Origin of the sequence: Sphingobacterium sp. G1-14, assembly GCF_002196555.1 — a bacterium.
Taxonomy (GTDB): domain Bacteria; phylum Bacteroidota; class Bacteroidia; order Sphingobacteriales; family Sphingobacteriaceae; genus Sphingobacterium; species Sphingobacterium siyangense.
Genome location: NZ_CP021381.1, coordinates 2,043,090 through 2,057,392, shown reverse-complemented (window position 1 = coordinate 2,057,392; position 14,303 = coordinate 2,043,090). Strand labels below are relative to the sequence as shown.

Genomic DNA, 14,303 nt, shown 5'->3' with positions numbered 1-14,303 from the left:
CTGCACTAAGTATATGGAAAGTGAAAACTTAACCAGACCGTTAGCTTTGTAACAACGCGCACTTAGCTAAGATCGGCAATCAGCTGATCTACGGCATCTAAACCTTGATAAAAAGCTTCCTCAAAAATCGAAATACCGCTTAAATCGGAGTGTGCAAAGTATACTTTGTCCCCAATCGATTTTGCTAGTTCAGTACGCGCTTGTGAAGTCAAAAATCCCTTGACTGGGCTAATCATACCATGCCCATGTCTAAATATTTCCATACTAATAATCTCCTTCTCTATTCCATAGTGAGCTTTTTCAAGATCAGTTAAAATAAAGCTCTTCCATTGTTGATCCGTCCAAGCAAATAACTGCTTTCGATTTTGTTTTAAATCGCCATCTCCTAAACTGTGATAATAACTAATTACAAATGGACTATTGAATTGCTTTAAGCTTTGATGCTGATCGTAAACGTATCCTAAACCATGCCCCTTATAGATGATATTCTCCCAAGAAAGAGGTACACCATCAGCAAAAGGAAAGCGACGCAAGACAATAGTGGCTACAATCCAGGGCGCATAATGAAATTCCCTAGTTATTGAAGTTCTATTCGGTAACAAATACTGATTGACGAATTGGGGACAGCAATTTATAATACGGTCTGCTTTTATAACTTTCGTAATTGCTTTAGCTACGTCATATACAGAAACTTCTACTTTCTCGGCTTTGAAGTCAATCCGAAAGGCCATATTCTTATTCAAGACTTTTCCTTTGACATATTTTTTGAGATGAGAGGCCAGCCGCCCATTTCCCTCTTGCCAAGTCAACACCAGATCCTGATAGTCGTCCCAATCGTGTTTGCGACTTGCAAAATAATGTATCCCTGCAAATGCAGAAGTACACTTTATTCCAGTACCATAGTCATCTCGGCAACAATAATTTACATATTCTAGAAGAGCTTCGGTATGATATCCCTGACTTTTCAGCCAAGATAGCATATCCTGCCCGTCAAGAACTGTTCGATCATGGGTCTGTGAAGCATTACGCATGGGAATATCAAATACATATTTACCATCGGCGCCTTTCAACTTTTTGAAATCTTGCATTTGCCGAAAGAACCGCGCAAGTTCTGCGGATTCAGCATCCGAAATCCCATAGCTGGGTACAATTCCCTCCTGCCATACATTATGAATAAACAGTCTTTCATGCGGTGCAAACGAAAGCTGTTCTTCATCAAAAATGGGCTTGCCTGTGCTAGTCCATTCTTTTATAATTCCCGATTCTTCCAAAAATTGAAGCAGTTCCCTATTGGAGGCATTGGGAATAGGAAGATAATGTGCGCCCAAAGGATAAGCACTATGTGCATTCTGACCATTCCGGGCATTTTCTCCAACCTCATCTTCTAAATCCAAAAGGATGAAATCAGAATAGCCCTTCTGTTGTAGACGGTAAGCAGCTGAAAGCCCTGCTATGCCGCCACCCACAATCAGGATGGGTACTTCTATTACTTCGGTCGAAGCGGGGAAATCCGGAAATCGAAGCCGGTGCCCCAAAATATGATTGGTTCCTGTTAGCTGCAGAAAAATATGGTTCACTTTCGTTCGACAGGCCTGTAAAAATTGAGCACCGAGTGCCAATAAAACTGTCGCTTTGAGAAATCCTCGCCTTGATTGATTAGATTTTACCCCATTCCTCATCAAAATACCGCACTAAAATTTGATTATCCAATCGATTTATTTCTACCTTTTCCGTTGTACGCATATCAGCTGGAAAATTTGTCAATTCTTCAAACTTATAATTATAATAACGAACTTTATCTACACGGCGACGTAATTGAGTAAAGCGTTGCTGCATATTCATAGAGAATAAACAAAAACCCCATTCTCCAAATGACGGTACATAAGTATGGTATGCAATATTATTCGGAAAAACCGAACCGATGGTCTCATGTATACACCAATAAGATTTGGGAGCGAAATAGGGCGAAGTTGTCTGTACCGAAACCATGGTGTTATCTGTCATTAGAGCTGCCAAAGTTTGATAGAAGCTGTTGGTGAACAATTTCCCTAAACTATAATTAGAAGGATCTGGAAAATCAATAATCATGACATCATATTTATCCTTTGCCGACTTGGCCCATATAAAAGCATCCTGATTGATGACAGTTACCCGAGGATCGTTTAGCGAACCTTGATTATACCGAACCAACAGCTCATTCGTCTTAAATAATCTTGTCATTCCTTCATCTAAATCGACCAACGTTACCTTTTTTACTTCAGGATATTTTAAGATTTCCCTTACAGCAAGCCCATCCCCTCCTCCAAAAACTAAAACATTGGAAATATCTTTAGCCATGGACATGGCTGGATGCACCAATACTTCATGATAACGATATTCATCTTTTGTGTTAAATTGTAGATTATTGTTTAGGAACAACTGATAATCACCTCTATTTTCTGTCAAGACTATACGCTGATAGGGCGTAGAATGTTTGTAAATAATATTATTCCCATATAATTGGCTTTCGGAATACTTCAACAGATCATCTGAATAAAAAAAAACTATGGATAGCAATACCAAACAAGAAACAGATTTCATCTTTATCCAAATTGGATTTTTCAATTTTTTTGAAAGGTAGAACGATAAAAATACACCAACCAAGATATTGATAATACCAAAAAATAACGATGTACCCATAACGCCAAGCTTTGGGATAAGCAGTATAGGAAATAAAACCGAAGCGATCAAAGCTCCAATGTAATCGAAGGCAAAAACATTGGAAACTAAATCTCTAAACTGTATTCTATCCTTCAAAATATTCATTAACAGCGGGATTTCCATTCCACAGAGGCAGCCTGTCAGAAACACGAAGAAATAGAGCACAAACTGAAAATGTTCGATCTGCTGGAACATCAAAAACAAAACGACAGAACTGCAACCACCAATAAGTCCGATCATCAATTCTATATCGATAAATCGATCAAATAAATTTTTGGTAATATACTTTGCCAAAAACGATCCCACCCCCATTGAAAACAGGTATGTACCAATTATAAATGAAAACTGCTTAACAGAATCTCCCAATAGGTAACTCGCCAATGCGCCAGCAACCAACTCATAGATCAGACCACAAGTAGCGATGATAAAAACTGCCAATAAAAGAAATATGGGCAGATTATTTCTCTTACCCATGTATTGCTGCAGCTATAATTATAGAGATCCCTAAAATAAATGCAGCAAAAACAATCGCCAAGGCCATATTTTTGTTCTGTACAATTTCCTGCCAGGATTTTTCCGGGGTTAAACGCTCAATAACCCAATAAGCCAACAACAATACAGCTATCCCTACAATTGAGTAGATTAATGAAGCTGCTACTCCTTTATAAAATAATTCGTAATTCATGTTTATATTGTTTTTATTTATGACCAGAACCGTCTTCATCATAGTATGATCGGTAGTAATGTCCCCTAGAACCCGTATAGGTATGATCCTCCAATGTATTTGTGCTGATTGTTGTTTTACAACTGGTCGACGAATTAACAAGGACTGTTATTACAATAAATGTGGCAACAAAAATGAACAAAACAAACCCTAAACCTCTAAATTTTAAAATACTAAAAAGATTTACGTGATCAAGTCTTATAAAAAAATCTTTATTTTTTAATTCTGAGGACCAATAGCGGTAGACCCACAGTAAAATAATCGCTCCTACCAAAAAGGAGATGAAAAGAAGGTAGCTTGTACCTCCATAGGTTAATTTATAATCCTCAGAGAGCTCAACATCAAGCGCCATATCTCGGGAAGCATTGGATAACGACGTTACAAAAACAAGATGATAGATACCAGGCTCCACACGACAAAAATCTACGGTCAATCCTCGCGCATAATTAATATCATTATCTTCATGTACAAAAGAATTTGTTTGGATCACCGCATTTGTTTTTTCATTTACCAGCTTAATCTCCAGAAAAAGAGGATAATTTTTAGCTTCAGATATACCTTCAAGCAGCAATGTTTTTGAAACCTCTCCTTTTAGTTCAAAAGACGTCCCTATAAATTCGCTACTGGCTTTCTTGACCTTAAACGTCTCATCAAAAGTATAGACATCACTTCCGATCTGTTTAAAATTTAATGCAAGAAAGATGGACGCTATTAATAAGACCAAAATAACCCCAAGTTTCTCAAACTTTCGCCCTACAAGGTCACTTGTGAATTTATAATCTTTATAAAAATCAAATAGACTAAAGTATGACTTCTCGTCAATATAAGAACCTTGATAGTATTCGATATCATCGTCTATAAACTCTTCTGAAATAAAACGATCTTCATCTATCGTTCGAATATAGGTCTTGACAGTAGATTCAGTATCTAAATCTTCAAACACAAAACCTTCGGCATAGATGACGCGCTGGCGATCTGTATATGTTAAATCATAATTTCCTCTCTCGAATTTACAAACGCTATCGGGGGTAACGATCACCTTTTTCTTAGAAATAGCATGTAGAACACTTGTGTAATCAACACCATCGGCTAAATAAATCGGATTTTTATTACCATTATTTAATCCTACATATTCATTGCCATAAGCCCCTGTTGTTGTAAGTCTAAGAATTTTGGTTATAATCCTATAATTCATCCGTTTAAATTGAATGGATTCATTCAATTTAGCCCATTGCAAGATTTTGGGAACTTCAAACTTTTTGACAAACGTCAGCGTCGCCAGTGTTGTTCCTTTAAAATAACTATGGCAGTTGACACATACAAAACCAGAGAAATCAGATACATCCACAATAAATTTATGAACATGGCCACAGTCAGCACAAACAACTTCCATATACTATCTATCTACGACTGTTTCGTTAATAACAATGGCATTAAAATAGTCCTTGAAAAGACTGCCTAATCGAAAGACTTTATCACTATTATCTTTCAGATAGTTGCACAAATAAATATCCAATGTGAGTTGTCCAAACTCAGGCCACGTATGGATACATATATGTGATTCCATTAAGCAAATTGCAGCTGTAAATCCTCCCCCCTGAAAAGTATGCGTCGAAGTGCCAACAATGTTTAAATGATTGACCTTAATCTGATCTTTCGTAAACTCCAAAAATGGATCCAAACTAGTTAATAACAATACGTCCTCAACTTGCAAAGTCAAAAGCAAGTGTCTCCCTGGAGTATACTTATCATTCATCAAAAATAATGCGGTTAATTTTGTTTCCGCAAATATAGAAAGTTTTACATGATTTACGATAATAATCCACGATCATCTAACCTAGTGGTTATTTAAATCTTCCTCCTTAGCAACACGTAACCCATCATCAATCAGTTTTTTCAAATTTGGATATCGGATAATAAATTCCAAGAGCCTCTGTTCGGCCTGAGTAGTTAATTCCCCTCCATCATTAGTCCGGGCAATTTCAAATAATTCAACCAAACCTAACCAATGATCTGCATTTTCCGGTCCCAATTGACTGAAAATCTCCAGCCATACTTTCTGATCAAAACCGTTGTCCCGCAAATTCCGTATCGCAGCATGACAATTCACTAGTTTTACATCTTCCGTCTCGGTAGATATTGTAGATAGATCCTGATCCAAATGCTCTTCCAGCGCATCATAGGCATCTTTATCTGCAGCGCCTGCAAATACAGATACTATTTCCGCTCCGACAGCCATATCGTATGTTCCCCATTCAGGTTTAAAATATACCTCTTCCCTATCGCTACGATATACCTCACATCCTATAAATGAAATCAAAACAATCTTGCCAAATTGACGTACAATCTTTTGAACAATTCCCGATACAATAATCCCTGAAGCAAAGTTTAACGAACACTGCTGCCCTTCCACTATACCATATTGAATCAATGTTGCTTCATCAAAATCGGCTAAGTTATGATCTGCACCACGCAAGTGTCCTACTGGAGAGCCAAACCCTTCGCTATGATAAATTATACCGTGCCCTTCAAGCTGTTTACCTGCTACAGCCAAAGCTGTAGGTCCTTGTGTTTGAATATAAGAAAGATTTTTATCCGCGTTGGCCAACTTAAAAACGCCCGACACCTGCAAACCGGAACTATATTCCACAGTGCAAACAGCTTTACAGTCTATTGCCTTGTCAAGGCTCTGTTTGCCCCCTACGCGAAAAGCCATGGTATCAGCAAATTTATCCAATACGAGCTTTAGGTGTTCAAAATCCGGTGTAACAAATAGCTGTGGTTGTGGTTTGGTAATATCATAAGGATATTCGATTGCATTTAAACCATACGCCAACTTGGGCACATCCTCCTGCATACAGCTTGCGCTTTCTCCAATGGAAGACAGTAAACCAGCTCCATAAATTTTGGGGTTATGAAGATCTCCAATAAGTCCATATTCCACAGTCCACCAATGTAACCTGCTCAACAATGCCATCTCCGAAGGCTCGCCCATATTATCTTGAATGATCTGCAAATTTTTCTCTGCTTCCGCCAACTCAGCCGCCGTTGTTGTAGCGTGTTCTTTTAAAATAGATAGGTGGCGAATAGCTTCGTAGAGTTCAAAATCTTTGCCCGAAGAAAGTGCTTTCGTACCAACCTCCCCAAAGTACTGCAAATATGCAGCATAATCTGGCTCACCGATTATAGGCGCATGTCCTGAAGATTCGTGAATAATATCTGGTGCCGGTGTATATTCGATATGTTCCAATTGACGTATGTCTGCAGCAATAACTAGTACGCGGTGCGCCTGAAATTCCATAAAAGCAGCCGGCGGAATAAATCCATCCACAGTCACAGCCCCCCAGCCAATTAATTTTAGACTATCGTTCATGTCCTGTAGGTTCGGGATGGTCGCGATGGATAATCCTGCTTTCTTCAATCCCGGAATATAAGGGTAGTAGGCTACATCTTTCAAGAAAGAATAATTCTGACGCATGACATAACGCCACAATGCTTGATCCAGCGCGGTATAACGTTCATATCGTTGGGCTACTACATAGCGTTTCAAATGTTTGGGCAACCGCTCCAAAACAATATTATTATATGTTTCCATCTATAATTGGTATGAAAATAAAGTATGAGACTCCTATATGAAGGTAGAAATTATTTATGGTTTAAGAAAGGACCACGATGTTATTTTACTACTTTTAGCAAAACATTAAAAAAGTATACCCTCACAAACCTTACTAGATAACTCTAAAATAAGCCCTTTTACCTAATTTAATTTTAAAACAAGTATTCAAATCAAGCATCAGCTCCGGATTCAGCTGTTTTATTGAATCGATCTGCACTGCACCGCCTATAATCAATCTTCGCATCGCTGACTTTGTTGCTCCCTTTAGGAAATGACATAGATCGACCAGTTTAATCTGTTCACCAAACTGTTCGCGCAATACTTGACCCGACACCTCCTCAAAAGCCTTTTCTTCTAATTTCTTGCTCTGAAATTGCTTAACAAAAAAATTAACCGCACTGGTCGCAAACTCTTCGCCATGGTATTGAGCAACTAGATTATGTGCAATAAGTTTCTTAATTTCCATTGGATTTTCGCCCATTTCAATACGGGTCTTCATGCCAAGTTTGGTTTCCTGATTGAAATCAGTTGTCAAGTCAATATATTCTGGAATTAAATGATCAGGAATAGACATGGTTTTACCAAACATTTCATTCGGTTCATCCAAAAGACCGATCGTATTGTTTAATGATTTGCTCATTTTTTCTTTTCCGTCCAGCCCGCGCAACAACGGCATACACAGTACTATTTGTGGATCCTGTCCAAAAGATTCCTGTAGCTGCCGGCCCATCGCGCAATTGAACAGTTGGTCCGTTCCGCCCATTTCGATATCACTATTGACATGTACGGAGTCAAAGCCCTGCAATATCGGGTAAAGCAATTCATGCATGGCTATTGATTGGTTTTCGTTAAAACGCTTATTAAAATCATGCCGTTGCATCAATTGAGCGACAGTGACTTTCGATACCAGCTGGATAATTTCTGTAAAATTTAGTTGATCCAACCAGTCTCCATTAAAAACAACTTTCGCTTTTGATACATCAATAATTTTAGACAGTTGCGCAATGTAAGTTGCCGCATTGTGCGCTATCGCATCCTGACATAAAGGTTTACGGGCTTTATTTTTTCCTGTAGGATCACCGATCCGAGCTGTAAAACTACCAACGAGAATCACGACTTCGTGCCCCAGCTGCTGAAACTGGCGTAGTTTCTTTAACACTACAGCGTGCCCTAAATGAAGATCCGGTGCTGTTGGATCAAAACCAAGTTTTATAATCAATGGTCGGTTCTTTTCTTCAGACTCCTTCAACTTCGATGCAAGCCCCTCCTTCGGTAAAATAATTTCGATATTTTCTTCTAACTCTTTTAACATGATGTTATATAAAATAAAAAAAGCCCGAACGTTATGTTCGGGCTTAGCTATAAATAATAATTTGAATTTCTTAATTTAATAGGCATAGGGGTCCCGAACGATTATCGGGCGATAATAATTAAAGAAAAATGGAAGACGTAATATGTTGTTCATTTTCTTCATTGCTTGACAAAGGTAGTGCTATATTTTTAAAATGCAAAAATATTGGCATCCATACTTGATTCAAGATGCATTTTTAAATTATCCGCCGGTATTTTTATTTATCAATTTTCCGGCTCCATTATAAACATACTTTTCTGTATTCCCTTTATCCTTTTTCTCCACGACCTTTTGCACTAACAATGAATTCTTAAAATACTCATGGTAAAAGCAGTTATTAAGGTTATATTTCCGCTCAACGAGATTATTATTCTGATACAGATCAGTGTAATCAATTTTAGCTTTCCGATAGGTATGTTTTAGTAATTGACCATTGGCATCAAATGACTTTGATTCCTGTATCTGCCCACCACAATTCAATTTGGCGCTGTACATTAAGGTATTGTCTAATCGGTAGTCAGCTCGGGTATGGTCAAAATCATTCTCAACCGTATAGTAATTATCAAAGAAGACTTTTGTCACTTTTTTACCACTATTTGCAGCTCGGTAGAATACCGTTTTTTCCTGACTGATTTTCCCATTCTTAAAATTGCGCTGCACACTTGAACTATCCGTTATGGTATATTGAAAGTCTGGCAATGCAGCAGATTTCACAGTCATTTGCTGCAATACACCATGTCTTACGATAACATCACCGGTACGCCCATCTTTTTCAATTTTAAAATCACCATCGACGATGCCATCCTGATTAATCGTAATAAATGCATTGGAAAGTCCCATAAATTGATTCTTTTGCAGAATATATTTACCCTGTTTCAACTTCGTTTCTTTACCTTTTTCAAGTACCCGGATTGTATCCTTTGGATATTCTGACAAATGCAATTGATAACGATCTTTGTCCAAGCGAACATACTCTTGCGCAACTCCCAACTGAACAGCTAAACACAAGCATAATGATATGATAAAACGTGATTTCGACATAATGTAATAAAATTGTTGCAATCATAGTAATACAATTATTACACCAAAAAATTAAAATTCGGTTGATTTTCCAAATAATTCCCCAATACGATAGATGCTGTAGTACCTCCATATTACAGAACAGACAAGCTTAATCGTGAAATGAAAAAAGGGGAGTTATTTATCAATAACTCCCCTTTTTTCAAAGCCAATTGGTACTGGTACCCATCATGCAAATAACATTCGAGAACTAAACAGACTCTAAATATTGTGCATAACAATACCCTTCTTCATTATCTTTGGTTCTGACCAACCACCATTGATCATTAGCCTTACTAATCAATGTGATGATTTCTCCTTTAGCAGCTTTTCCCACGATAGGCTGGTCTGTACCAGGGCCTTTTCTAATATTCAAATTGCTATTTTCTGTTATAACTTTCACCTGGCTTCCGGGCACTTCCGTTGCCACATCTACATTTAAGACCACATCTCCAGTTTGGAAATTAGGATCTATATTACCGTAGATTTCCCAGAGCTTATTTTTCACATCTGCTGTTGGTGCTGTACCACGAATTTGCAATACTCCATCCATTTCGGCGTAGTTCAGGTCATTTACACCTGAAGACTGTGCCGTATCTAAAAGAACCTTATATTTTTCCTGCAATGACATAACTTCACTATTTTATTTTTTGACAACAATACCGCTTAGATCCACTTTTTTTGGATTTAAGTTATCCAAACCTTGTTTTAAGGTGATTATCTTAGGCTGCTCCAAAGTACCTGTAACAGCGATCACACCATCCTTTACACTTGCCTGTACCGTAGGAAAATCCTTCATAAACGTATTCACTGCTGCTCCAAGCACCGCATCATTATTGGATACCTCAATAGGAGCTGGAGTCGACGACACTGGGGCGCTAACGATAATATTGTTTTGAATAGACTTGATGTCCTTATCGCCTGCTGTTTTAGCAATAGACTCCACTTGTTGCTTTTCTTCTTCGGAAGCAACCGTGCCACTTAAGATAACTTCCCCTTTTTTAACGTCGACGTCCACGGTTTTACGACCGGTAAGTGCATTTTCGATCTTTTCTTCCAACTTCTCATCAGATAAACCTGATTTGCAAGCCGTAAAGGAAAGCACAACTGTAGTTGCCAATAGACAAAATGTTAATTTGCTAAATTTCATAAGACCAATTTTAATTTATAATTCCAACAATAATCCTAACAAACTCCATACGCAATTGTTTGTCCAATTATTTTTAAACTTAAATTCCCTTGCCGGATTATAATTATATAATTAAATTTAGGAACAGAGGTATTCATGATTATTTCATTCGGATCATTTAATCCTCTGTGGTTATAAAAACGCTTTAAGTAACAGATACGCACTTTGATGATTCAATCAAACAGCTATTAATTATGGGATTTTTGAACAATATTTTTGGTAAAAAAGAAAATAAAAAGGACAGTATAGCGGATTTTTGGGATTGGTTTACAAAAAACGAACACGCATTTTTTCAAATCGTCAAGACTGGAGAACAAATTGATCAGAATTTTTTCAGCAAACTTTCGCCGAAGATCGATGCTCTTCGTAAGGAACTGTATTTCTTAACGGGAATGTACGATGATGACACTGCAGAACTTGTAGTTACCCCAGATGGTGTCATCAAAAACGTTGCGTTCGTAGAGCATCTGATTGCTTCTGCTCCAGCATTAGCACATTGGAAATTTACTGCATTAAAACCCGCTATTGCGGATATGGAAAAATTCAAAATCACGATGTATGGATTCACTTTTGACATCAAGGATATGTTTTTTTACCCCATTCAACACAAATACCATCCGGATGAAGTCGATATTGTTATTGTTCACCCCGATTTTACGGAAGAGAACAAAGCCAATATTTCCCATGGGATAGAAATATTTCTAGACAATTACATTGGTGAATTGAACTCGATCATAGCCATAGACAACTTGAATGTAACCTCAAAAGAGCTTGCAACAGAAGAGCTGATTCCTCTACTTAAATTAAAAGACTATTTGATCTGGCGGGAAAAGGAATTTGTGGAAAAATATACCGACGTTAGGCACCGGGCCGCAGATGACACATACACTGCTTTTGAGGGTATCCTGGAGAACGACTTACCTATCTTTGCCATCATCAATACGACGTTATTAGACTGGGACGGAAAAGCTTCTCACCCTTGGATAGTTACATTAAAGATTAATTATGACGGAACAGCAACTAATGGCATGCCCGATCAGGAGACTTACGATTTAATGGATAAATTTGAAGAAGAATTAATGGACAGTCTTCCAAATGATATTGGATTTCTTAATATCGGAAGAGAAACTGCCGATAACCTCAGGGAAATTTACTTGGCTTGTACAGAATTTCGAAAAGCCTCACGAACGATTGATCGATTAATCGAAGAATACAGGGACAATCTCCAAATTGATTATAGCATCTACAAAGATAAATACTGGAAAACCTTCGAACGATTTTATAAACAAATAGAATAGGTCTCTCGAACAGCAGACATAAGATTCAATAAAAGTACTTTATAAAATATGCTTTATTTACATGAATAAAATCATTCTTTTGGTTATTATCCTCGGAATTGGCCTTATCACATACAAAACCATTCAAAAAAACACGCTTTTAGCAGTTGTTGATAGGGAAGAAAATACTCCTTCAGACGCCTTTCGCTATACGATGGCAATAAAGAACGTAAAAAAACGCATCATAAACAACAAAAAGTATAATAGTGACATATCCTTTCTCTTGGATATGAAAAGACCCTCGGGAAGAAATCGTTTTTTTGTCGTAGATCTAAAAACAGATCGGATTCTAGATCAAGGGCTAGTGGCACATGGATCCGGCTCCGAAACCGGAAAAAAGAATCTTTTGCAATTTAGCAATACAGATAACTCTCATGCGACATCGCTAGGTAGTTACGCTATCGGCAGCTCGTATAACGGTAAATTTGGAAAAGCATATAAATTATATGGCTTAGATAGCTCCAATAGCAATGCATATGCTAGAAACATCGTTCTACTGGATATACTTGAACAAGCTGACCCCTCAAAATTGAATTAGAATTAGGGATGCGTAGTGCGTTTAAAGCTGTTATTCAACTGCCATACTGGCTGATGTTGACCCCCTAATTTATTTTTTCAGTTCATTGCGCTGGAGCATGCTGACCCCTTAGCAAGTAGTTTTTGTTACTTAGTGATCAAACAATTCGGATCACTGATGGCTGGAAAACCAAAACGAATGAGTCAGATAAAGCAATTAATCAGATTGTACCAGAGCGGTAGCGGGATAAAAACAATCGCCCGCATCCTTGGTATGAGCAAGAATACGGTGAAGTCCTATCTCAAAAAGATGGCCGACGGCGGTTTCAATACGGAAGAACTTCTTAAACAGGAGGACCCCCTGTTGGAAAAGTCGTTCTACGCAGGGAATCCTGCTTACAAGGCAGACAAGTTTGAGTACCTAAAAAGCCGTCTTGACTATTATGAAAAAGAACTTAAGCGTACCGGAGTTACCAAGCTGCTGCTCTGGCAGGAATATATAGAAAGTGATCCCACCGGTTATAGCTATCCACAGTTCAACTATCATTTAAGGCAACAGCTTGTCTCGCGCAAGGGCAGCATGGTGCTTGAACATACCGCCGGCGATAAATTATATATTGACTTTTCCGGAAAAAAGCTCCATTATATTGACAGGTCCACTGGGGAGCTGGTCGCTTGTGAAGTATTTGTGGCCTGCCTGCCCTTTTCAGACTATGCGTTTGCAATCGCTGTACCATCTCAGCAGACCCCTGACTTTTTTTATGCACTGAGCAGCTGCCTGGAGTCTCTTGGCGGTGTACCAAAGGCCATTGTCCCCGACAATCTCAAAGCAGCGGTCATCAAGGCCGATAAATATGAGCCGGTCCTGAACCAGTCCATGGAAGACTTTGCCAATCACTACGGCACAGCTGTGGTTCCAGCACGTGCAGGCCGCCCAAAAGACAAATCATTGGTAGAAAATCAGGTAAAAATGATCTATACCCGTGTTTTTGCACCACTGAGAAACAGGCAGTTCTTTGATATCCATACGCTCAATGAAGCCATAAAGGTCTGTATGTTAAAGCACAACCAGACCCGGATGCAGCAAAAGCCATACTGCCGGGAAGAGCGGTTCTTAAGTTCCGAAAAATCAACATTGGGCGAACTTCCCAAAGAACGCTTCGAGCTGAAGAGCTACGCTGAACTCAAAGTTGGAGATAACGGACATATCTACCTGCAGCGCAATAAACACTATTACAGCGTACCCTTCGCTTATATCGGAACAAAGGTAAAGATCATTTACACACGCAATATGCTCTGGATCTATTGTCGGGGCAAACAGATTGCCTCGCACATACGCAGTTACAGGGAAAATGCGTACACCACTCTGGCGACACATTTAAAGTCCGAACATCAGGCGTATAAGAACCGCTCGCATGAAACGTACCTAACAAGGGCAAAAGCACACTCTGCGGAGTTCGCCAGACTTCTGGAGATACTCTTTGAGCGGGCGCATTATCCCGAGCAGTTATTCCGTACCTGTGACGGACTGTTCAGGCTAAAACGGGACTTCCCGGCAGAACAGTTTGACAAAGCATGTAGTTACGTACTAAAAAATAAGCTATATACCTACTACTACTTTAGGAATGTACTTGAAAATGGAACAGCAAACAGTCAGCAGGAAACTTCCGTAAAAAGCTCCCTGCCAGAGCATGCCAATATCAGGGGAAGAGGGTATTATGCAGGCAGCCAGCCGACACTGTTTGATCAGTCAAACGATGGATCCGCAATACAGTGATGAATAGAATAGAATAAAATAAACAAATAATAAA

Annotated in this window: 13 protein-coding genes; 3 read left to right on the top strand and 10 right to left on the bottom strand. The window is 38.6% G+C overall.

The features are described from left to right. Positions 1-62 precede the first annotated feature (62 nt). The 10 genes from CBM24_RS08565 to CBM24_RS08520 all read right to left on the bottom strand — a co-directional run bounded on the left by CBM24_RS08565 (position 63) and on the right by CBM24_RS08520 (position 10,600). Positions 63-1,577 carry an FAD-dependent oxidoreductase gene (locus CBM24_RS08565; RefSeq protein WP_232475729.1) on the bottom strand — a complete coding sequence of 505 codons (1,515 nt, stop codon included), beginning with the start codon at positions 1,575-1,577 and terminating at the stop codon, positions 63-65. A gap of 79 nt (positions 1,578-1,656) precedes the next feature. Further along, the gene (locus CBM24_RS08560) at positions 1,657-3,174 is read right to left on the bottom strand and encodes a polyamine aminopropyltransferase (RefSeq protein WP_088160881.1); all 1,518 of its coding nucleotides are present in this window, start codon (positions 3,172-3,174) and stop codon (positions 1,657-1,659) included. Then, positions 3,167-3,385, bottom strand: a complete 219-nt coding sequence (locus CBM24_RS08555; RefSeq protein WP_088163497.1) for a DUF350 domain-containing protein — start codon at positions 3,383-3,385, stop codon at positions 3,167-3,169. Before CBM24_RS08555 ends, CBM24_RS08560 begins: the two co-directional genes overlap by 8 nt. 13 nt (positions 3,386-3,398) lie before the next feature. Beyond that, positions 3,399-4,817, bottom strand: a complete 1,419-nt coding sequence (locus CBM24_RS08550; protein WP_088160880.1) for a hypothetical protein — start codon at positions 4,815-4,817, stop codon at positions 3,399-3,401. A 3-nt stretch (positions 4,818-4,820) separates the two neighbouring features. Next, positions 4,821-5,180, bottom strand: a complete 360-nt coding sequence (locus CBM24_RS08545) for an S-adenosylmethionine decarboxylase family protein (RefSeq protein WP_088160879.1) — start codon at positions 5,178-5,180, stop codon at positions 4,821-4,823. Between the two features lie 81 nt (positions 5,181-5,261). Continuing rightward, complete coding sequence (locus CBM24_RS08540; RefSeq protein WP_088160878.1) at positions 5,262-7,019, bottom strand: aromatic amino acid hydroxylase; 1,758 nt, start codon at positions 7,017-7,019, stop codon at positions 5,262-5,264. 133 nt (positions 7,020-7,152) lie between these two features. Beyond that, the gene (gene tyrS, locus CBM24_RS08535; protein ID WP_088160877.1) at positions 7,153-8,352 is read right to left on the bottom strand and encodes a tyrosine--tRNA ligase; all 1,200 of its coding nucleotides are present in this window, start codon (positions 8,350-8,352) and stop codon (positions 7,153-7,155) included. Between the two features lie 240 nt (positions 8,353-8,592). Then, positions 8,593-9,432, bottom strand: a complete 840-nt coding sequence (locus CBM24_RS08530) for a hypothetical protein (protein ID WP_075991791.1) — start codon at positions 9,430-9,432, stop codon at positions 8,593-8,595. A 229-nt stretch (positions 9,433-9,661) separates the two neighbouring features. Continuing rightward, positions 9,662-10,081 carry an SH3 domain-containing protein gene (locus tag CBM24_RS08525; RefSeq protein ID WP_046675658.1) on the bottom strand — a complete coding sequence of 140 codons (420 nt, stop codon included), beginning with the start codon at positions 10,079-10,081 and terminating at the stop codon, positions 9,662-9,664. Between the two features lie 12 nt (positions 10,082-10,093). Continuing rightward, positions 10,094-10,600, bottom strand: a complete 507-nt coding sequence (locus tag CBM24_RS08520; RefSeq protein ID WP_088160876.1) for a BON domain-containing protein — start codon at positions 10,598-10,600, stop codon at positions 10,094-10,096. Between the two features lie 233 nt (positions 10,601-10,833). On the opposite strand from CBM24_RS08520, the gene CBM24_RS08515 reads away from it, so the two are divergent. The 3 genes from CBM24_RS08515 to istA all read left to right on the top strand — a co-directional run bounded on the left by CBM24_RS08515 (position 10,834) and on the right by istA (position 14,269). Continuing rightward, positions 10,834-11,937, top strand: coding sequence for a DUF695 domain-containing protein (locus tag CBM24_RS08515; protein WP_075991789.1), 1,104 nt, complete (start codon positions 10,834-10,836; stop codon positions 11,935-11,937). Positions 11,938-11,998: 61 nt separating this feature from the next. Further along, the gene (locus tag CBM24_RS08510; RefSeq protein ID WP_198386066.1) at positions 11,999-12,514 is read left to right on the top strand and encodes a murein L,D-transpeptidase catalytic domain-containing protein; all 516 of its coding nucleotides are present in this window, start codon (positions 11,999-12,001) and stop codon (positions 12,512-12,514) included. Positions 12,515-12,691: 177 nt separating this feature from the next. Beyond that, positions 12,692-14,269, top strand: a complete 1,578-nt coding sequence (gene istA / locus CBM24_RS08505) for an IS21 family transposase (protein WP_232475728.1) — start codon at positions 12,692-12,694, stop codon at positions 14,267-14,269. Positions 14,270-14,303 lie beyond the last annotated feature (34 nt).

Coding starts and splice junctions, on each gene's coding strand:
- CBM24_RS08510 (WP_198386066.1), top strand. CDS start 11,999: ATGAATAAAATCATTCTTTTGGTTATTATCCTCGGAATTGGCCTTATC.
- CBM24_RS08540 (WP_088160878.1), bottom strand. CDS start 7,019: ATGGAAACATATAATAATATTGTTTTGGAGCGGTTGCCCAAACATTTG.
- istA (WP_232475728.1), top strand. CDS start 12,692: ATGAGTCAGATAAAGCAATTAATCAGATTGTACCAGAGCGGTAGCGGG.
- CBM24_RS08545 (WP_088160879.1), bottom strand. CDS start 5,180: ATGAATGATAAGTATACTCCAGGGAGACACTTGCTTTTGACTTTGCAA.
- CBM24_RS08515 (WP_075991789.1), top strand. CDS start 10,834: ATGGGATTTTTGAACAATATTTTTGGTAAAAAAGAAAATAAAAAGGAC.
- CBM24_RS08555 (WP_088163497.1), bottom strand. CDS start 3,385: ATGAATTACGAATTATTTTATAAAGGAGTAGCAGCTTCATTAATCTAC.
- CBM24_RS08560 (WP_088160881.1), bottom strand. CDS start 3,174: ATGGGTAAGAGAAATAATCTGCCCATATTTCTTTTATTGGCAGTTTTT.
- CBM24_RS08550 (WP_088160880.1), bottom strand. CDS start 4,817: ATGGAAGTTGTTTGTGCTGACTGTGGCCATGTTCATAAATTTATTGTG.
- CBM24_RS08525 (WP_046675658.1), bottom strand. CDS start 10,081: ATGTCATTGCAGGAAAAATATAAGGTTCTTTTAGATACGGCACAGTCT.
- CBM24_RS08520 (WP_088160876.1), bottom strand. CDS start 10,600: ATGAAATTTAGCAAATTAACATTTTGTCTATTGGCAACTACAGTTGTG.
- CBM24_RS08530 (WP_075991791.1), bottom strand. CDS start 9,432: ATGTCGAAATCACGTTTTATCATATCATTATGCTTGTGTTTAGCTGTT.
- tyrS (WP_088160877.1), bottom strand. CDS start 8,352: ATGTTAAAAGAGTTAGAAGAAAATATCGAAATTATTTTACCGAAGGAG.